Genomic DNA, 18,690 nt, shown 5'->3' on the forward strand with positions numbered 1-18,690 from the left:
AAGACACAACCAGAGTGCCGGCGACGAAGCGACAGCCGGATCGGAAATCTTGAGGTCAGGTGTACGTAATGTTCAGCGCTGAGGTCGAACCACCGTGGAGTTTCGAGGCGTGGCGTGCGTTGGCGCGGGCCGGGTGGTGTGCGCAAGTAGAACCGGACGATGTGGCATGGAACGGTGGGGCGCAGGGTGGGTTGTTGGTGGGGCAGGGGTTGCTGGAGTTGCCGTTGACCGTGCCGCCGCCGCGGGTGTCGGCGGACTTCATGCAGCTGGCTGCATCGGTGTTGTGTCATCGCGATCCACAGCGGCACGCGGTGCTGTACCGGTTGTTGTGGCGAATCGCTTCTGGCGAAAAGGCGCTGCTGGAGCGCGCCACCGATGTGGATGTACACCGGCTTCGACAATGGCAAAAGGCGGTGCAGCGCGATACGCACAAGATGAAGGCATTCGTGCGCTTTCGGCGGTTGCCTGGAGAAGAGGAAGATTTCGTGGCCTGGTTCGAACCCGAGCATTGCATCGTGGATCGGGTGGCGCCGTTCTTCGCGCGGCGGTTTGCCGGCATGCAGTGGGCGATCCTCACGCCATACCGCAGCGTGCGCTGGGATGGTGAGGCGTTGTCGTTTGGCGATGCGGCGGTACGGTCGCAGGTGCCGGCCGACGACGCGCAGGAAACCTTGTGGCGCACGTACTACGCGCACATCTTCAATCCTGCGCGGCTCAACCCCACCATGATGCGGCAGGAAATGCCGCAGAAATACTGGAAAAACCTGCCCGAAGCGGCGCTGTTGCCGGAGTTGATCCGCGAGGCGGGTGTGCGCGTACGCGAGATGGCCGAGCGTGCGCCCGAGCCGGTGCGGCGGCGCGTGCCAGCGGCGCCCGCGCCCGCCGTGGAAGTTGCAACGCAAAGTCTGGCGCAGTTACGCACGGCCGCGCGCGACTGTCGCCGCTGCGAGCTGTGGCAACCGGCGACGCAAACGGTGTTCGGCGAAGGGCCGGACGATGCATCGGTGATGGTCATCGGTGAACAACCCGGCGACGAAGAGGATCTCAGCGGGCGTCCGTTCGTGGGCCCGGCCGGGCGTCTGTTCACCATGGCGCTCGGCGAACTGGGCGTGGATCGCCAGGCCTTCTACGTGACCAATGCGGTCAAGCATTTTCGTTTCGAGCAACGCGGCAAACGGCGCCTGCATCGCAATCCGGAACGTGCGCATGTGCAGGCATGCAGTGGCTGGCTGCAGGCCGAGCGCGCGCAGCTACGGCCCGCACACATCGTTTGTCTGGGAGCGACTGCGGCACAGGCAGTACTGGGGCCGGGCTTTCGTTTGATGCAGCAGCGTGGGCAGTGGCAACGGCTGGACGACGGCACGCCGGTACTGGCGACGGTGCATCCGTCCTGGGTGCTGCGACAAGGCTCCGAGGCGGCGCGCGAGGAAGGTTATCGCGGCTTTGTGGAGGACCTGCGGCTATTGTTGGCGCCGCCGAGTGCGGCAAGCGATCTGGCCGAGGCATAAAAAAAACGCGTGCAAATGCACGCGCATGGTGTCGGAGAACAAGACACCAAGTGAGGTCGCCGGCATGCCGACGACCTCGTTACCGCCGCTTCGCGGTTGGGTCGCGCGTCTTGCAACTGCACGCGCATGAATCGAAGCATCGATGGGCCAATGGATACGACCAGGTCGTACCCACAACGACTGCCCATCGATGCCATGCAATCACGCACTAGCGCATGTAACGCTGCGTACCCACCGACAAACATTCAATCCGTTCGCATCGGTGGGAGATAGCGGCATGCGCCAGCGACGTGCCTGCAGTTACGGCATCAGCACCTTGTCGATCACATGGATCACGCCATTGCTCTGGTTGACGTCGGCAATGGTGACGGTGGCGGTGTTGCCCTTGACGTCGGTGAGTGTGACCTTCTTGCCATTGAGCTTTGCGGTCAGCGGCTCGCCCTGCACGGTGGTCAGCGTGGCGCTACCACCACCGGCCTTGATCTTGGCGATCAACGAGGCCGCGTCCACCTTGCCCGGTACCACGTGGTAGGTAAGCACCTTGGTCAGCATCGGCTTGGATTCGGGCTTCAGCAGCGTGTCCACCGTGCCGGCCGGTAGTGCGGCAAACGCAGCATTGGTCGGGGCGAAGACGGTGAACGGGCCGGGGCCCTTCAGGGTGTCGACCAGGCCAGCCGCTTTGACGGCTGCCACCAGGGTGGTGTGATCCTTGGAGTTGACCGCGTTGTCGACGATGTCCTTGGTCGCCAGCATCGGCGCGCCACCCACCATCGGATTGGACGCAGCGTAAGCGGGAGCCATCGCGCTGGTGAGGGCAATAGCGGTGGCAATGGCAAGCGACTTGAATGAGGTCTTCATGAGGCATCGATCCTTTGGGTGAGCGATTACCTGGATGGCAATCGTGGATCTTGATACGCGGCCAGATGCGGCGCGGATGCATCACGTGGTTTTTACATAAAGATGCTGCGCTGCACCGTTGTCATAATCCCCAGTAGCGAAACGCGATCGCGTGGCCCGTGGTTGAGTCTGTTCGATCAGCAATGCCCGCACATTCCGACCGACGGTTGAAAAACGCCAAGGCGAAACTGCAATACAGGACGCGCAATCAGGCTGTCACTAACAGCAGCTAACCAACCAATTGTGCAGCTGCCAGACGGACGCGGCCGGTGCTCGGTGCGGCATGTGCCACGCGCACACTGCGGTTTGTTCGCGCCGTCCATACCCACCTGACAACTACTCGCTCCGTGTTGTCAGGCGCTGTAAGTCCAGCGTCGTCGTCGCTATCGCATGACCTCCCTAATGCTGCACGAATGTTCGCGATTGGAAAAAGCGACATCGGTCAGTGCGATTAGTCTTGACGCCCTTGCGTGATAATCCTTTCTAAGGCGCTGTAGACCATGAAGTCCAAAAAAAGAGAATCCAATCGACTGGTGCTGCCGACAGTGTGGGTGGCTGGCGCGCTGGCGTTATTCGGCATTGCACACGCTTCAGCCGTCATGCCAACGCCTGCGCCATCAGCGACCGCTGCTGTCTCTGCGAGTGACAGTTATCGACCAGGGCAGAAATGGATTGTGCCGGGGGAGTGGGAATTCACGGTTGATTCTGCGCGCGTGGCCAAGGTGAAGATTCCCAACCACGGCGGCGGCTCGTGGCTTCCCACGCAAGTGATCCTGCTGACCTATAGCTACAAGAACATCGGATTCGACGATAGCGCCAACTACAAGGACAGTGGCCCGTCGACGCTGGCGTTTTCGAAAGCGCATATCGACGTGTCCGATGCCAACGATGCGGACAACGGCGGCGCAGGCAATTACCCCGTGCGCATCAAGCTCGTCGGAGACGCTGACGGTCAGACGCCCGGGCAGGAGATGCTGGGCGCGCAGTGGCCGTATGCTTTCAAGAAAAAGGTCACGGCGGTCAAGGTGACGGTGAGTCACTACGACTCCAAGCTGAAATTGCATGAAGCGACCTTCCTGGTCCCGGTCGAGGGCGCTCGGCAATCGACGCCGCACGCGAACAGGCACGTGCACCACAGCTGATCCTCGGTCGGCCAATCCGCGCGGGCATGCCATCGGCATCCGCGACGTCGCGAGCGATCATGTGCCGGTCGCTTTCTACGGCACCGCGTTCTAAGCGACCGAGCGACTGTTGGCGTTGGCAATGGATCGATCGCCTGCCCGCTGCCCGCAACGCGCAGGCGCAGGTGCATTGCGGGCCTGTTGCAGTGCCACGATGGCGCAGCGGTTCATCGTGCTACAGGCCATCTGTCTTGACGAAGCACCGCCGCATCGTTGTGTCGGCCTGTCCTTCCGGCAGCCACAGTGGCTGATCGATGCACACCCGCCACAGCGCTGCAGCACCACACCCCTGTGGCGGCCATGCACAGGACCACGCCCAGGCCCAGGCGGTGCAGTGGTTTCATCACCGGTTGCAAACCGGTATGGTCCCGTCAGTACGTGGTTGTGCGTCGCAATATGACGATGCCGCACGTGCGGCCGTTTCTTCTTCCGGGTTTTTATGCATTCGATCGATGTCGTCCTCGCCATGTTGCTGGCGGTCGCGGCCAGCGGTTATCTGATCCGCATCCTGCCGTTCTCGCTGCCGTTGCCGCTGGTCCAGATCGCGCTAGGCGCGGTGGTCTCCGGCGTGTTCGATGCGGGGCACGAGCTGGAACCGGAGCTGTTCTTCCTGTTGTTCCTGCCGCCGCTGCTGTTCCTGGACGGCTGGCGCATTCCCAAACAAGGCCTGTTCCGCGACAAAGCGGCGATCCTGGAACTGGCGCTGGGCCTGGTGGTGTTCACGGTGGTCGGGGCGGGGTTGCTGATCCATTGGCTGATCCCGGCGATGCCGTTGGCGGTGGCGTTTGCATTGGCGGCGATCATCTCGCCGACCGACCCGGTAGCGGTGTCGTCGATCGCCTCCAAGGTGCCGATCCCCAAGCGCCTGATGCACATCCTGGAAGGCGAGTCGCTGCTCAACGATGCTTCGGGCCTGGTGTGCTTCCAGTTCGCGGTGGCTGCGGTGCTCACCGGCACCTTCTCGGTGGCGACCGCTTCGCTGACCTTCCTGTGGGTGGCGTTGGCCGGGCTGGCGCTGGGTGTGGCCACTACCTTCGGGCTGAGCCGGATCCAGGCCTGGATCTGGCGCCACTTCGGCGAAGAACCCGGTTCGGCGATCCTGGTCAACCTGCTCACGCCGTTTGCCGCCTACCTGCTGGCCGAAGCCTTCCACGCCTCCGGCATCCTGGCTGCGGTCGCGGCCGGCATCACCATGAGCTACGTGGAAATGGCCGGCAACGCACCGGGGAACATGCGCCTGCAGCGCTCGGCGGTGTGGGACACGGTGCAGTTCACCTTCAACGGCATCATCTTCGTGCTGCTGGGCGAGCAGTTGCCGGGCATCCTGGATGGCGCGGTGCGCAGCGTGCAGGAAGCCGGACACCTCAATCCCTGGTGGCTGGCGGTGTATGTGGCCACCATCAGCACCAGCCTGATGGCGTTGCGCTTTGTGTGGGTGTTTTTGTCGCTGCGCTGGAACATCTTCAAGGCGCAGCGGCGCGGCGAGCAGCATGTCAGCCCGCCGTGGCGGATTGTGGTGGCGGTGTCGCTGGCGGGCGTACGCGGCGCGATCACCCTGGCCGGCGTGCTGACGCTACCGTTGATGCTGGAAGATGGCTCGCCATTTCCGGCCCGCCAGCTGGCGATCTTCCTGGCCGCCTCGGTGATCCTGGTGTCGTTGCTGGTGGCCAGCGTGGCACTGCCGCCCCTGCTGCGCGGACTGGAATTGCCGGAAGAAGAAGACGAGCAGCAGAAAGAAGACCTGGCGGTGAAGGCGGCCTCGCAGGCAGCGCTGGAGGCAGTGGAAAGGCTGCGTCAGCGACTGGTGGAAGACAGCGCCCATGCCGAGCGCTACAACGCCGCCGCCAACCAGGTCAGCCAACGCTACCAACGCAAGCTAGGTGCAGTAGACATGGCCGAAACCGACCCGGAAGAAGCCGGTGCTTACGAGCAGGCCTTGCGCCAGTTCCGGCACGCGGCCTTGGTGGCCGAACGCAACGAGTTGTTCAAGCTTGCGCGCCGTCGCGAGATCTCCGACGACCTGTCGCGCAGGCTGGTGCGCAATCTGGATCTGATCGAGTCGCGTAAGCGGGCTTGAGGGACGGGACTAGCGGGTCGGGAGTGGGGATTCGCAAGAGCCGGGCAACGGCACGCCGGTCGTAGGGGCGCACCTGGGCGCGACGGGGCGGTACGTCGGGTGCGCGCTCATGCGCGCAGGGAATCGGGAATCGCAAGAGCCAGGCCGGTAGCCACGATCTTTCGTAGGAGCGCACCTGGGCGCGACGAGGCCTTACGTGTGATGCGCGCTCTCACCCTCTGGTGAAGCGGGAATCGTACAAGCACCCGTACCCGTACCCACACCCGCCATCACGGCGCCTCGGGAGACACCATCCCATCTGACCCCCTCCCATCGTCACGGCGCACCGCCTACCCTGGGCGCTTATCGTTCCCGTGCAAAACCCATGACGCCCATCGTTTCCATCCAGGGATTGAGCAAGACCTACGCCGGCGGTTTCCAGGCCCTCAAACAGGTGGATCTGGAGATCCAGCGCGGCGAAATCTTCGCGCTGCTCGGCCCCAACGGTGCCGGCAAGACCACCTTGATCAGCATCATCTGCGGGCTGATCAACCCCAGCACCGGCAGCGTACTGGCCGATGGCCACGACATCGTGCGCGACTATCGCGCCGCGCGTGCCAGCATCGGGCTGGTGCCGCAGGAACTGGCCACCGATGCATTCGAAACGGTGTGGGCCACGGTGCGTTTCAGTCGCGGCCTGTTCGGCAAGCCGGCAAATCCGCAGTACCTGGAAACCGTGTTGCGCGAGCTCTCGCTGTGGGACAAGCGCAACAACAAGATTTCCACGCTGTCCGGCGGCATGAAGCGGCGCGTGTTGATCGCCAAGGCGCTGGCGCATGAGCCGCGCATTCTGTTTCTGGACGAGCCCACCGCCGGTGTGGACGTGGAACTGCGTCACGACATGTGGCAGATGGTGCGGCGCCTGCGCGAGCAGGGCACCACCATCATCCTGACCACCCACTACATCGAGGAGGCCGAAGACATGGCCGACCGTGTCGGCGTCATCAATCGCGGCGAGCTGGTGCTGGTGGAAGACAAACACACGCTGATGCGCAAGCTCGGCAAAAAGCAGCTCACGCTCAGCCTGCAATCGCCATTGCACACGCTGCCCGCTGCGTTGGCAGACTTGCCGCTGGAACTGTCGGCCGATGGCAACAGCCTGATCTACACCTTCGACACCCAGGCCGAGCAGACCGGCATCGGTGCGTTGCTGCGCCGACTCAACGAGCACGGCATCGACTTCAAGGACCTGCATTCCAGCGAGAGTTCGCTGGAAGAAATCTTCGTCAACCTGGTGCATGGCGCTCGCAACGCGGAGGTGCGCGCATGAACCGGCATGCGATTGCAGCGATCTATCGTTTCGAAATGGCGCGCGCCTTCCGCACGCTCACTCAGTCGATCGCCTCGCCGGTGCTCTCGACCTCGCTGTATTTCGTGGTCTTCGGCGCGGCCATCGGCTCGCGCATGGGCGACATCGACGGCATCAGCTATGGCGCTTTCATCATTCCCGGGCTGGTGATGCTGTCCTTGCTCAACGAGAGCATTTCCAACGCCTCCTTCGGCATCTACATGCCGCGTTGGGCCGGCACCATCTACGAGGTGTTGTCCGCGCCGGTGGCGTGGTGGGAAATCGTGATCGGCTACGTGGGCGCTGCGGCGACCAAGTCGGTGATGCTGGGTTTGTTGATCCTGCTCACCGCGCGCCTGTTCGTACCGTATGAGATCGCCCACCCGGTATGGATGCTGGGCTTTCTGGTGCTCACCGCGCTGACTTTCAGCCTGTTCGGTTTCATCATCGGCATCTGGGCCAACGGCTTCGAAAAGCTGCAGGTGATCCCGCTGATGGTGGTGACGCCGCTGACCTTCCTGGGCGGCAGTTTCTATTCGATCAACATGCTGCCGCCGTTGTGGCAGAAGGTCACCTTGTTCAACCCGGTGGTGTATCTGATCAGCGGTTTCCGCTGGAGCTTTTACGGCAAGGCTGACGTGCACATCGCGGTGAGCACCGGCATGACGTTCTTGTTTCTGGTGGTGTGCCTAGGCGTGGTGGCGGCGATCTTCCGTAGCGGCTACCGGCTCAAGGCGTGAGCACGTTGCGGTTTCGGTACTGCCGGAATCGCGGCGCGACAGCACTGGCTGTCAAAAGCTGCATGCGACGAGCTAGATGGAGCTCATCGAGATGGCGAGTACGCGACTCCGTTACAGCGCCGTGCGTTGCGATACGTGTATCGCGACGGCTTCAGCACCGTGGACGGAGCAACTGCCCGGCATCGCAGCACAGCGGTATGACAGAAATAAACCGGAAATCGACTGCGCAGCCTCTGTGAAGCGCACATTAGCGTTCATCGCTTCGTTTTTAACCTGATCACTATGTAGGCTGGGGGTACGTCGAATAGATAGCGCGGTTAGCTTTAGATACGAGCGCATCAATGAAAGCATTTCGCACAATGTAGCTCAGCGATCAAAACGTGGCCCACGAGTGACATCCTGTGGGAGAAAGTTGTCACACAAACATGTGATGTGTTCGACAACGCTGAGGTTTGACTTGCTGGGCCACTGTGCGGATAGACTGAGCCTCCCAACTCTTCATATGAGCTGGCTTATGGACTTCAGTCGCAACGGACGCCCCCTCTCCTGTGCCTTGGCCATGACATTGGCCGCAGGGGTTTTGACTTCGGGACTGGTGGCGTGCGCTCAACCTTCGGCCTTGCCCCAGGAGACCACTGTGCCAAACCCCCCAAGCCAGGCCGCGATTGAGGCCGAACAGAACAAAGCTGCCGCGGCATCTGATATTGCGGCGGACGCGGCGGCAAGGGTCACGCCTCGGCTTGTCGATGAAGGCGCTTACCCCGAGTTGCAGGCTGGTCCCGCGTTGACCGCCCCCACGCTGACCAACGCGCTGGCTCAGTTGGCGCGGGCTCTTCGCTCCCAAGCCGACACGGCTCCAGCAGCTGTTGAGCAGGCCATGGAATTGAAGTTACCTCCTGATAGCAAGGGGCGGCGCTATGGGGTCAAGGGCACATTAGGGCAGGGTGTCTACGAGTTGGCGGTCTGGAAGCCTTACGCCAGGCACCCTGGACACTTGATAGAAGTGTCTGTCGGTCCGCCTGGCTCATGCGAACTCACCATGGACGCGGTGCAGGCTCCCTTGGTGTCGGCGGGCTTTCGAATGACCAAGCCGGGTTTTGGTGACGACCATCGAATCATGTTCGACAAGCAGGCCGGCCAGAACCTTGGGGTCTACATCGCCGTCAAGACAGACAACCGCAACGATCCGCACTGTGTTTCGAGAGTGACCTTCGAGTTGGAGCCAATCGATGGTTGATCCACGTGTCGAGCAGCTGCTCAACGAGGTAGAGAAGCAGCCCGGGTTGCCGCCTTCGGCTGCTCGGGACTTTCGCGAGGCTGTCGAAACCTCTCCCTATCTTGCGTCTGCGATGGCCCAGGCCATCGAGAGCGGCAGTTTGCGTCACCTGTCGGTGTCAACCCGGCCGAACGAGGGCGGGCACTACGACGCGAGCACGGGCACGGTCAACGTCAGTGCGGATGTATTCCAGAGGACCAAGCAATCGGATCGCGTGGATTTGCTGGCTGGTGTGTTGGGTCACGAGACCGGACATGCGTTGATGGCCAAGTCGGCTGAGCACTCGCGATACAAGCTTGCCTACGGCATTGATCAAGCCCTCAAGGAGGGAGCCCAATACGGTGAGCCGGTGGTGGATGTCACTCCTATAGCCAAGGAATATCTTGCCTCTGCTCGCCGGGACGAGGGCCTGGCAGAGTTGATGAGCATGAACTCTGTGGCGAGCCGGGTAGCCACGACCACCGGCGAAGTCAACCAAAAAGTTCTGCTTCGTCGGCTGGACCCCACGACCGCCTGCGTCACCAACGACCAGTTGGAGCCCGGCGTCCGGCTGGATAAGCATGGATTGCAGCTTACGCAGGGCCGCATCGCGAGTCCTGCCGTGGAGGCGGTGGCTGAGTGCCATTTTGACAAGGGCGGCAGCACCTTGGGGCACAAGGGCACCTCGGCCTATCAGGCCTACTACACCGCTTACGCTATTGGTGCTGGCGCCGACATCTGGAAAGATCGTGCGAATGTCACGGCGCAGCCGATGCCTAAGTTGGGCTACAACCTGCAGGAGCTGGGGGTGAGTGCTCAGCAAGCCGAAGATGCGGGTATTGACCTGGGTGGGGTGGGCAAGACGTTCGGATTTGCAGACACCTCTCGGGGACAAGTGCGTCCAGTGGAGGTGCGGCAGCTGGGCGCAGGCAACAGCAATCGCCCGGAGTTGATGTCATACAACGAGGTCCAGCCGCAACGGATTTTGGCCGACAACCCGACACACCCGGACCACTCCACTTATCAACAGATCCATTCCTGGGTGCGTGGCACGGGAAACTGGAACGACGAGGAAAGCAGAAATGTCTCGGCTGCGCTTTACAAGCAGCAGGTGGACGACCCCCTCATTAAACGGGTAGATGGGGTCACCGGGGGGCTGGGGAAGGATGGGGCCCACAACGTTTTTGCGGTTTACGCCCCACATGGAATGGAGGTCGCGCCAATGTTCCATACCCATGTCGATGGCCGTCAAGCCGCGCAAGAACCGGCACAACAGAACCTTCAGCAGGCCGAAACCATCAAGCAGGATCAGGTCCGCCAGCAGGCGTTGGAACAGACGCAGCAGCAAAGTGCCCAACAAGAGCAAGGACAGCGGATGACCATGGGCGGTCCTTGAAAGTGCTTACCGATTTGGCCGCCTTTAATTGCAAGGGCTCTAGTGAAATGAGTTAGCGCGATTTTTCATTTTGCTGGTTAGCAGTGCCTCCAGCTCGGCGTCATCCAGCACGTGGGCACCTGTGGAAACGAACGAGGTTGACCACTCGCTGCCTTCGTTTCGCCTCTTTCCGCCTTGCGGTTTTCTTGGCTTTTGCTTCTCGTCGCTGGTTGGCTAAGGGCGGCTAACAAACCAAGCGCGCAGTCGTCAGGAGCTGCGCACGGCGCGCTCAACATTGCGGGTACGATTGGCCAATGCCGCACCGAACCCCGACCGCGCTCACCAGGCGGTGAGCGCAGGAATCGGTTAGCTGTGCTTATTCGGCAGGCGCAGCGTCGGGCTTGGTATCCAGGTAATACGCCACCACCTCACCCTTGACCTTCATCGTCATCGGGTTACCGCGACGGTCGCGCGCCTTGCCGACCTGCACCTTGATCCAGCCTTCGCTCATCGAGTATTCCTCCACGTTGTCGCGTTCGACCCCGTTGAAGCGCACGCCGATACCGTGATTGAGGACGTCGGCATCGTGGAACGGGCTGCGTGGGTCGATGGCCAGATGATCGGGAGGGGTATCGCTCATGGGGAAGGCGTCATGACGGACCGGGATAGCCGTCTTCGGCCGCACAGGATACGGGCCTGTGCCGGGAAGACCAGCCCTGATGCCACAGACGCGCTCGCCCGCCGGTTTGCTTGCGCCGCGTGAGGCGTCACACTTCGCACCTGCAATCCTTGAGCGAGACCGCCATGCCCGACAACAGTGCCGATTACGAAGACGACGAAGGCCTGCCGCCCGAGACCGACGAAGACGATGTCGACGACCATCCGGCGCGGGTCTGGAATTTGCTTGTGCTGATCAACCCGGGCGACGAAGACACCGCACTGGGGCAGTTCGACGCCTGGCGCGAAACGCAAGCCGAGGCGGACGACGATGAGGGCGACGATGCCTGGCTGTGGGCGCTGAAGGACGCGATCGACTGGCGCTCGGGGTTTTATGTCGACTGGAAGGATACCGATTCGTTCATTGCCGCCATCGACGAACTGAGCGCGCGCTGGAACTTGCGCATCGCGTGGGGCGGCGATCTGGACGACGAAGACTTCGCCAACGGCCTTGGCGTGCCCGACCTGATGGCGGTGGCGTTCGACCGTCTGCGCGAGCACGGCTATTCGCTGTGGAACTGGAACACCGGCGGCGATGCCTATGCCGGCTGGATCGCGCTGAGTCGCGACGACGAGGCGATGCTGGCACTGACCTCGCTGCTGGACGTGGAAGTGCGGCTGGGCAACGAGGCGTTCTAAGAGCGGCGAACACAACGTAGCGAATAGTCGTCAGATGGGTGTGGACGGCGTGGAGGAACCGGAGCCTACGCGTGGTCCATGCTGCACCGAGCACCGAGCACCGAGCACCGACCGCGCCCGCCTGGCGGTGAGCACGGTCCTCTTGCTTAGCTGCTCCAAGCCAGCCGCACGCCTGGTGCCGGAGGTGGCGTGCACCACCTCCGGCACGCTTGCCGATTACTGCCGCGCCATCAGCGACACGTTGTTGAACCCCCCTGTGCCGCCGACCAACTTGATGTAGTAGGTGCCGGTCTGCGGTGCGGTCAGCCGTAGCGTCTGCGCGCTGCCGGTGCGTGCGGATTTCAACTGGTAGCTGCTGGTGGTCGGCTCGACGTCGTAGCTGAGATACAGCGCGACGTTGCCGCCGCCACCGAAGCTGAGCACATTCAAGGCGCTGCCGGCGTTGGCGGTAAAGCGGTAGGTCTTTTCCTCGCTTTGACCGCCGCTCTGGCCGGTCAGGGCATCGCGGTTGGTCAGGCTCACGGTGACCGGTATGCAGGCGCTGCCGCTGCAGCTGTTCTGCACATAGTCCAGTGCCGCGGTGGCATCGACAATCCCGGTGCCGATCGGGCGACCGGTCGGTGGTCTGACCGGGAAGGCGCGCGCAGTCTGGCGCAGCATGGCTTCCATCTGCGCAGCGGCCAGCGGGGTCTTGCCGGAGGCGGCCAGCGCGCTCTGTACCAGGGCGGCCACCGCGGCCACATGCGGCGTGGCCATCGAGGTGCCAGCAAAGCCGATGTATTCGTACTCGCCGGAGGTCGGCGTGGTCTTGCCGCTATAGCCGGTCGACAGCACCACCCCGTCCCAGCCGCCGTTGCCGGTGTCGTCGGTGGCACCGCCGCCGGGGCCGGACAGGTCCACGCTGCTGCCGAAATTGGAGTAGAACGCGATCCCGCCGGTGATGCGGGTGGCGCCCACCGTGATCACGTTGCCGCAGCTCGACGGGCTGAACTGCGAGGCGTTACTGGCCTCGTTGCCAGCCGCCACCACCACCACAGCACCATTGGCCACTGCGGTGTCGATGGCGCTCTGGGTAGTGCTGTCGCATGTGCCCGGGCCGCCCAGGCTCAGGCTGATGACCTCGGCCGGATGGAGATTGTCCGGGACGCCGTCGATATGGCCGCCGGAGGCCCACACCATGGCATCGGCGATGTCCGAGCTGGTACCGCCACATTGGCCGAGTACGCGTACCGGCAGGATCTGCGCGTCGTAGGCAGCACCGGCGCCGCCGATCGTATTGTTGGTGAGTTCGCCGACCGTGCCCGCGGTATGGGTACCGTGCCAGCTACTGGAGCGCGCCGGCAGTCCGCAGAAGTTGTCCTCTTCGGTCCAGTCGCCGTAGTCCAACGCGCCCGGCACGCGGGCGTCGCTGTCGCGCCGGGAGATCGCCGCGTTGCTGATGAAGTCGTAGCCCGGCAGGATGTGGTCGTTGTTCTTCAGGTCCGGATGGTCGGGCAGGATGCCGGTGTCGAGCACCGCCACCACCACGCCGGCACCGGTGGAGCTCTCCCAGGCTTGTGGAGCGCGAATGCCGCCGATGCTGTCCTGCAGATGCCACTGGAACCCGGCATACAGGCGGTCGTTGGGGGTCACGGCAGTGGCGGTGGCCTGCGGCGTCGCTGCGACGGCACCGGCCTTGAGCCTGGGCCCGGCTACGTCATCGACCGCGCGCAGCATGCGATCGAACTCGGCGTATTGCACTTGTGGGTCGGCGCGCAGTTCGGTCAGCAACTTGGCCTGGTCGGCGCTGCTGAGCGTGCGCGCAAGGTCCAGCAGGCTGGCGCCGGTCCCGGTGCGCCGCAGCACGCGTGCGTTGAGCGGCGTGGCACGCGCGGCACCGCTGGCCGCGCGCAGGACACCGGCGCGGTTGGCGGCTGCAGACAGGATCGACAGGCGCGAGCTGTCGGACGGCACGCTGCTCTTGTATTTGACGATCAGCCGGGCGGGGAGTGCGGTGGGGGAAGTGGCCGTAGGCAGGCCGCGCAGGCTGAGTTGATCGGTGGCCGCATGGGCCTGAAACGTGGCCGTGGCCAGGATTGCGCTCAATAGCAGGGGCTTGAGCGGCAGCGAAGCGTTGTTCATGGGATGGCTCTCGCAAGAATCGATGGAGTTAAGGGGAAGACGTGCACGGCGCGGCGCAGGAGTTACAAGTCCACGCCGAAGCCCAGGCCTGCCGACGAGTCGCTGCCGCTGAACGCGCCGCCGAGGCTGAACGAGGCGCGCTCGCCCACCTTCTTGGCGTAGCCGATGGAGAGCGCGCGTTCGCCGCTCTGGAAGCCGGCGCCGACGGCTATGCGCCCGCGCGCACTCTGGGTGCCGGCAGCATTGATGCCCATGTTGAGCATCGCCGCGCTCATTGCGCCGATGCGGTCGATGCGGCGATCCATCGTCTGAAAGCGCCGTTCGCTGCCATCGCGCAATTGGGTGAAGCTGTCGCTCAGCGCCGACACCCGGCTGTCGGTGTAGCTGTTGGCCGAACTCAGCGTGCGGCTGTTGCCGGCGTTGAGCTGGGCCACGTTGGCGGCGTCGGTGTCGCTTTGTCCGGCAGCGACGTTGGTGATCTGGCGCGCGTTGCCGGCGCTGCCGACCGAGACGCTGTTGGCGCGATCGGCCACCGCGCCACGTCCCAGCGCGACTGCGTTATCGGCGTCGACGCGCGCGCCCTGGCCGAGCGCGGTACCCGAGGCTGCGGTGACGCTGGCGCTTTCGCCCACGGCGACCGCGTTGGTGGCGGCGGTGGCGATGGTCGTATTGGCGCCGACTGCGGTGCTGCCGTCGGCGTTGACCCTGGCATTGGCACCGAGCGCGGTGTCCTGCGGGCCGTAGGCCAGCGCGTCGGCGCCGACCGCCAGGCCGTTCTCGCCATTGGCGGTGGCGGACGAGCCGATCGCCACGGCGTTGGTGCCGCTGCCGACCACCGGCGCCAAGCTGCCGCCGCCGACCGCCACATTGCCCGCAGTGACATTCTGCAAGGCACCGATGCGGCCATCGAAACCGGTCAAAGCCGCATCGATGGCGCCCATCGCCTCGCCGATGTTGCCGTAGCTCGCGCCCTGCACCAGGTAGCTGCCGCTGATCAGATTGCCGGTAGGGTCGAAGACGCTGCCGGCGCCCAGGGCGGTGGCCACGCTGCGCAGCTGTGCCAGGTTGACCGCGTCGGTGGCCTCGCTGCCGGCGGCCACGCTGGTGATCTGCCGGGTCAACCCGGACGCGACATCGCCCACCGACACGCTATTGCTGCGGGTGGCATGCGAATACGCGCCCAATGCGACTGCGCTGCTGGCCGAGCGGTTCCAGGCATCGTCGACCCAGTCGCCGACCTTTGCGCCATAGCCGATGGCGGTTGCATCGACGCCGTTGACCTCAGTGTCGGCACCGATCGCGGTGCTGTTGGGGTTGAACCAGGAGGTTTCGGCATTGGCGCCGAGTGCCACGCTGTTGGCGGTGTAGGTCACTGCACGGTGGCCGATCGCCACCGACTCGGCATCCTGGGTCAACGCGAACCCGCCGATCGACACGGTGTTGGCCGCGAACGAGCCGGCACTGTGGCCGATCGCCACCGAATCGGTGTTGCCCGGCAGGTTGGGGAAGATGTTGGCGTTGTAGCCAATGGCGATGGCGTAGTCGGACTGGGTCTGCGCACCCGCGCCCAGGGCGATCGCGCCGGTGCCGGTGGCTGCCGTGATCCCGATGCTGTTGCCTGCGCTCTCCGCAGCGGTGCTGATGCCGCCGATCGCCATGCTGTCGGTGCCGCTGGCCAAGGAATTGAAACCGATGGACACGGTACTGTCGGCGACCGCGCGTGCGCCGTTGCCGAGCGCACTGCTGCCCAGCCCGATCGCCTGCGAGCGGGTACCGATGGCGGTGGCGCCCTGCTCCAGTGCGCGTGCGCGATGTCCCAGTGCAGTGGCCTCGAAGACGCTGGCTTCGGCACCGCTGCCCACGGCGGTGGTCATCGCATCCAGCGCCTTGGCGCCGCCGCCGAGCGCGGTGGAGACGAAGCCGGTGGCTTCGGTGGACTCGGCGTGCACGGCGAGAATATTGCCGCCGTCGTCGTAATCGAACACGTCGGTGGTGCCACCCACCGCAACCGCCGATTCGCCGGTGGCCGCTGCCGCGTAGCCGGCGGCAATGGCGAACTTTTCGGTGACCGTGGCACCGGCGCCCAGTGCGATGCCTCCCTCACCGAGCGCATTGCTTGCTTCGCCGATCGCCACTGCATACGGCTCAGCGGCGAACGCGCCCACATCGGTGGTGGCGTCGGCGCCGCCGACGATATGGAAATGCTTGCCGGTGTCGGCAGCATCGTCCTGGTCGGCATCGGCTTGCGCCGTGGTGTCCTGGTCGGCCGCGATGGCGGATGCATCGGTACCGGTCTGACCATCGGTGGCGGCAGCGGCGGCAGCGGCGGCAGCGCCGACCTGCGGGGTGGCGACCTGCGCCATCACCGCGCTACTGCTGAGCAGCAGCGCGGTCAGGACCGCAGCATGCAGCAGCACGCGCTGCGGACGTGTGCCGGCATGGGGGTGCGGCGCGGTGGTGGTCGCGTGCCGGGCGCAGGCCCGGTTCGAGAAGCGATCAATCTGGCTCATGGAGATTCCCTGGCGCGTGGATGGAGTGGTCGACCGCTGCACATCGGCTCCCAGACATCCCCACGTGTCTTGGAATTCCGTACATTTCATGTTGCGGGACAACGCAACATAGTCATGCGCTCCGCCACGTGTCACCAAGCCACGATTGCATCCACTCACCACGAATGTGAGGATGCAAAAACACTCAAAGACGTCCTGTCGTGATGCTGTCTGCCGCAAAATCCAGGTTCGTGTCGCGTTGGTTGGCCACGCGCTGGCGCGAGGAGCCGATCGACCGACGGCAGGTGGCCTTCCTGCAGCTGCTGCTGATCGCCATCGCGCTGTACAACCTGGGCGATGTCGGATTTTTTCTCTACGTCGCGGGATTGAGCCGCTTGCAGGCCAGGCCAGATCTGGCCTGCGCGTTGGCCGGGACTGTGCTCACCGCGTTCGGCGCGCTGGCGGGCGTGCCGATGATCCGGCGCGGCCGCAGTGCCGCAGGCGTCAAGGTCTTCATTGCCGCCGCGTTGCTCGGCACCTTCGTCACTTACGTGCGGGTCGACATCTTCGACCTGCTGACCAATCCGATGCCGGTGATTGCGTTGGTGCTCGCCGGCATGGTGCTCGGTCGGCGCAATCTATGGCGCGTGTTTGCGCTGCTGGCGACGGTGTGTGCAATGGCGCTGGCCGCACAATTGCTGTGGTTCCCGCCATCGCGTTCGACCTGGGGCAATGTCGGGCTGGGACTGCTGACGGTTGTGGTGTATCTGCTGATCACCTTGATGCTCGATCGCACCATCGCCGCGCTGCGCGACAGCCTGGTGGAATCGGAACGCCGCCGCCGCGAACTCGAAGCGGTGAACCGCAAGCTGGTGCGCGAAATGGCAGAGCGCGAGCGGGTGCAGGAGCAGCTGCTGCACACGCAGAAGATGGAAGCGCTGGGACGCCTGGCCTCCGGCGTTGCGCACGATTTCGATAATCTGATCAACGTCATCATCGGCTTTGCGCAGCGTCGCGATGCGCTGGAAGGCCGTGGCGAGGCGCCGTTGCTCAAGACGCTGGAAAACATCGAAGCCGCATCGCGACGCGCGCTGACTGTCAGTCGCAGGATTCTCAATTTCGGCCGTGCCGAACCCGGCATTGCGCGCCTGTTCGATGCGCGCCACGCGCTGCTGGAGATCGAACCCACACTTAGGCAACTGTTCGGCCACGAGATCCGCCTGCAAGGCATCGTGCCGGGGCCGCCGCTGTGGATCGCGATGGATCTGGACGAACTGGAACTGGCATTGCTCAACATCGCCGCCAATGCGCGCGATGCGATGGACGGGCAGGGGCTGTTCCGCATCGACGGCGAGCAGCAGGCCGGCATGGTGGTGCTGCAGTTTTCGGACACCGGCCCGGGGATTCCCGAGCAGCTGCTGGCGCGCATTCTTGAGCCGTTCTACACCACCAAACCGGCCGGCAAGGGCACCGGTCTGGGGCTGTCGGTGGTGAACGAAATCGTCATCGCCGCCGGCGGGCGTGTGGAGGTCGGCAACTCGGGCGATGGTGCCTGTATCCGCCTGTTGTTACCGGCTGCGGCGGCGCCGGAGCGAGCGAATCGTGCCGATCAGCTAGCCAACAGGTAACCCATTCCGCGCGAGGACAGCAGCGGAAACGCCGGCGCATCCGCTGCGGTGATGCGCGCGGCCTTGCGCCGCAGGCGATGGATCAGCATCTCCAACCGATGCAGATCGAAATCGCCGACGCACGCTTCCAATGCCGACACCAGCGCATCGCGCTCCACCGCCTGGTCGCGCTGTGCATCCAGGCAAGCCATCAGGCAGCGTTCGAGCGAGGTCAGGACGACAATCCGCGCATCCGGCGCGACCAGGCACCAGCCATCCGATTCCAGGCGCCACGCCGGTTTTTCCGCGCTGCTGGCACCGGCCGGGCGCAAGCGACGCGACAGATTGCGCAGCGTCAGCGCCAGGATCTCCGGGTCGGCGGGTTTGCGCAGGAACGCGTCGGCGCCACTGCTTAGCGCATGCACGTGGTCCGAGCGGCCGCGGTTGCCGGTGAGCACCACGATGCCCAGGCCAGTGAACAGCGAACGCAGATGCGCGACCACGCTCAGGCCGCTCTCGTCCGGAAGCCCAAGGTCCAGCACCACCATGTCGAAGGTCTGCTCCAGCATCAGCCGGTACAGCGCCCCGGCCGTGCCGGCGCCACTGACCGCGAATCCGAACTCCTGCAGGCCGGGAATCAGGATTTCTTCGCGCAGAACATCGTCGTCTTCAAGAACGGCGACGCGCAACATGGACGGCAGCTCGGAGGGCGGGACGCGAACAGACAATGCAACGGCTCCGGAAGATGGGTCGCTTC

14 protein-coding genes and 2 other RNA genes are annotated in these 18,690 nt (G+C 64.2%); 10 read left to right on the plus strand and 6 right to left on the minus strand.

Features of this window, described 5'->3' with window-relative positions; all coding sequences use genetic code 11:
• The first annotated feature begins 68 nt into the window (after window positions 1–68).
• Window positions 69–1,508 (plus strand): UdgX family uracil-DNA binding protein, encoded by a 1,440-nt coding sequence (locus tag ABQZ00_RS00875; RefSeq protein WP_323537842.1) that lies wholly within the window; start codon window positions 69–71, stop codon window positions 1,506–1,508.
• Window positions 1,509–1,808: 300 nt separating this feature from the next.
• On the opposite strand, the gene ABQZ00_RS00880 is transcribed toward ABQZ00_RS00875, so the two are convergent.
• On the minus strand, window positions 1,809–2,366 hold the full coding sequence (locus ABQZ00_RS00880; RefSeq protein WP_161963141.1) for a fasciclin domain-containing protein: 558 nt from the start codon (window positions 2,364–2,366) through the stop codon (window positions 1,809–1,811).
• Window positions 2,367–2,688: 322 nt separating this feature from the next.
• Between ABQZ00_RS00880 and ABQZ00_RS00885 the strand changes: the two genes are divergently transcribed.
• The 7 genes from ABQZ00_RS00885 (at window position 2,689) to ABQZ00_RS00915 (ending at window position 10,381) form a co-directional block, all read left to right on the plus strand.
• Window positions 2,689–2,764, plus strand: a non-coding RNA gene (locus tag ABQZ00_RS00885) — sX9 sRNA.
• Window positions 2,765–2,905: 141 nt separating this feature from the next.
• On the plus strand, window positions 2,906–3,547 hold the full coding sequence (locus ABQZ00_RS00890) for a hypothetical protein (RefSeq protein ID WP_323537841.1): 642 nt from the start codon (window positions 2,906–2,908) through the stop codon (window positions 3,545–3,547).
• 478 nt (window positions 3,548–4,025) lie between these two features.
• Window positions 4,026–5,663: a Na+/H+ antiporter gene (locus ABQZ00_RS00895; RefSeq protein ID WP_323537840.1), complete on the plus strand. Its 1,638-nt coding sequence runs from the start codon at window positions 4,026–4,028 to the stop codon at window positions 5,661–5,663.
• Window positions 5,664–6,027: 364 nt separating this feature from the next.
• Window positions 6,028–6,972, plus strand: coding sequence for an ABC transporter ATP-binding protein (locus ABQZ00_RS00900; RefSeq protein WP_323537839.1), 945 nt, complete (start codon window positions 6,028–6,030; stop codon window positions 6,970–6,972).
• Window positions 6,969–7,730, plus strand: coding sequence for an ABC transporter permease (locus ABQZ00_RS00905; protein WP_115513985.1), 762 nt, complete (start codon window positions 6,969–6,971; stop codon window positions 7,728–7,730). Before ABQZ00_RS00900 ends, ABQZ00_RS00905 begins: the two co-directional genes overlap by 4 nt.
• 637 nt (window positions 7,731–8,367) lie before the next feature.
• Window positions 8,368–8,967 carry a hypothetical protein gene (locus tag ABQZ00_RS00910; RefSeq protein WP_238691842.1) on the plus strand — a complete coding sequence of 200 codons (600 nt, stop codon included), beginning with the start codon at window positions 8,368–8,370 and terminating at the stop codon, window positions 8,965–8,967.
• Window positions 8,960–10,381 (plus strand): XVIPCD domain-containing protein, encoded by a 1,422-nt coding sequence (locus ABQZ00_RS00915; protein WP_323537838.1) that lies wholly within the window; start codon window positions 8,960–8,962, stop codon window positions 10,379–10,381. Before ABQZ00_RS00910 ends, ABQZ00_RS00915 begins: the two co-directional genes overlap by 8 nt.
• A gap of 355 nt (window positions 10,382–10,736) precedes the next feature.
• Here ABQZ00_RS00915 and ABQZ00_RS00920 read toward each other — a convergent pair whose 3' ends face one another.
• Window positions 10,737–11,000, minus strand: coding sequence for a DUF3297 family protein (locus ABQZ00_RS00920; protein WP_323537837.1), 264 nt, complete (start codon window positions 10,998–11,000; stop codon window positions 10,737–10,739).
• 164 nt (window positions 11,001–11,164) lie between these two features.
• Here ABQZ00_RS00920 and ABQZ00_RS00925 point away from each other — a divergent pair, with 164 nt between their 5' ends.
• On the plus strand, window positions 11,165–11,716 hold the full coding sequence (locus ABQZ00_RS00925; RefSeq protein WP_055847893.1) for a DUF6630 family protein: 552 nt from the start codon (window positions 11,165–11,167) through the stop codon (window positions 11,714–11,716).
• Between the two features lie 4 nt (window positions 11,717–11,720).
• On the opposite strand, the gene ABQZ00_RS00930 is transcribed toward ABQZ00_RS00925, so the two are convergent.
• From ABQZ00_RS00930 to ABQZ00_RS00940, 3 genes are all read right to left on the minus strand, one after another.
• A non-coding RNA gene (locus ABQZ00_RS00930) (sX9 sRNA) lies at window positions 11,721–11,796 on the minus strand.
• Window positions 11,797–11,932: 136 nt separating this feature from the next.
• Window positions 11,933–13,837 carry a S8 family peptidase gene (locus ABQZ00_RS00935; RefSeq protein WP_323537836.1) on the minus strand — a complete coding sequence of 635 codons (1,905 nt, stop codon included), beginning with the start codon at window positions 13,835–13,837 and terminating at the stop codon, window positions 11,933–11,935.
• 62 nt (window positions 13,838–13,899) lie between these two features.
• The gene (locus ABQZ00_RS00940; RefSeq protein ID WP_323537835.1) at window positions 13,900–16,347 is read right to left on the minus strand and encodes a YadA family autotransporter adhesin; all 2,448 of its coding nucleotides are present in this window, start codon (window positions 16,345–16,347) and stop codon (window positions 13,900–13,902) included.
• Between the two features lie 230 nt (window positions 16,348–16,577).
• On the opposite strand from ABQZ00_RS00940, the gene ABQZ00_RS00945 reads away from it, so the two are divergent.
• Window positions 16,578–17,954, plus strand: a complete 1,377-nt coding sequence (locus tag ABQZ00_RS00945; RefSeq protein WP_323537834.1) for a sensor histidine kinase — start codon at window positions 16,578–16,580, stop codon at window positions 17,952–17,954.
• Here the strand turns inward: ABQZ00_RS00945 and ABQZ00_RS00950 are convergent.
• Window positions 17,936–18,622, minus strand: a complete 687-nt coding sequence (locus ABQZ00_RS00950; protein WP_323537928.1) for a response regulator transcription factor — start codon at window positions 18,620–18,622, stop codon at window positions 17,936–17,938. The genes ABQZ00_RS00945 and ABQZ00_RS00950 overlap by 19 nt on opposite strands.
• Between the last annotated feature and the right edge of the window lie 68 nt (window positions 18,623–18,690).

This window comes from Xanthomonas sp. WHRI 10204, assembly GCF_040202875.1.
In the GTDB taxonomy this organism is placed as follows: domain Bacteria; phylum Pseudomonadota; class Gammaproteobacteria; order Xanthomonadales; family Xanthomonadaceae; genus Xanthomonas.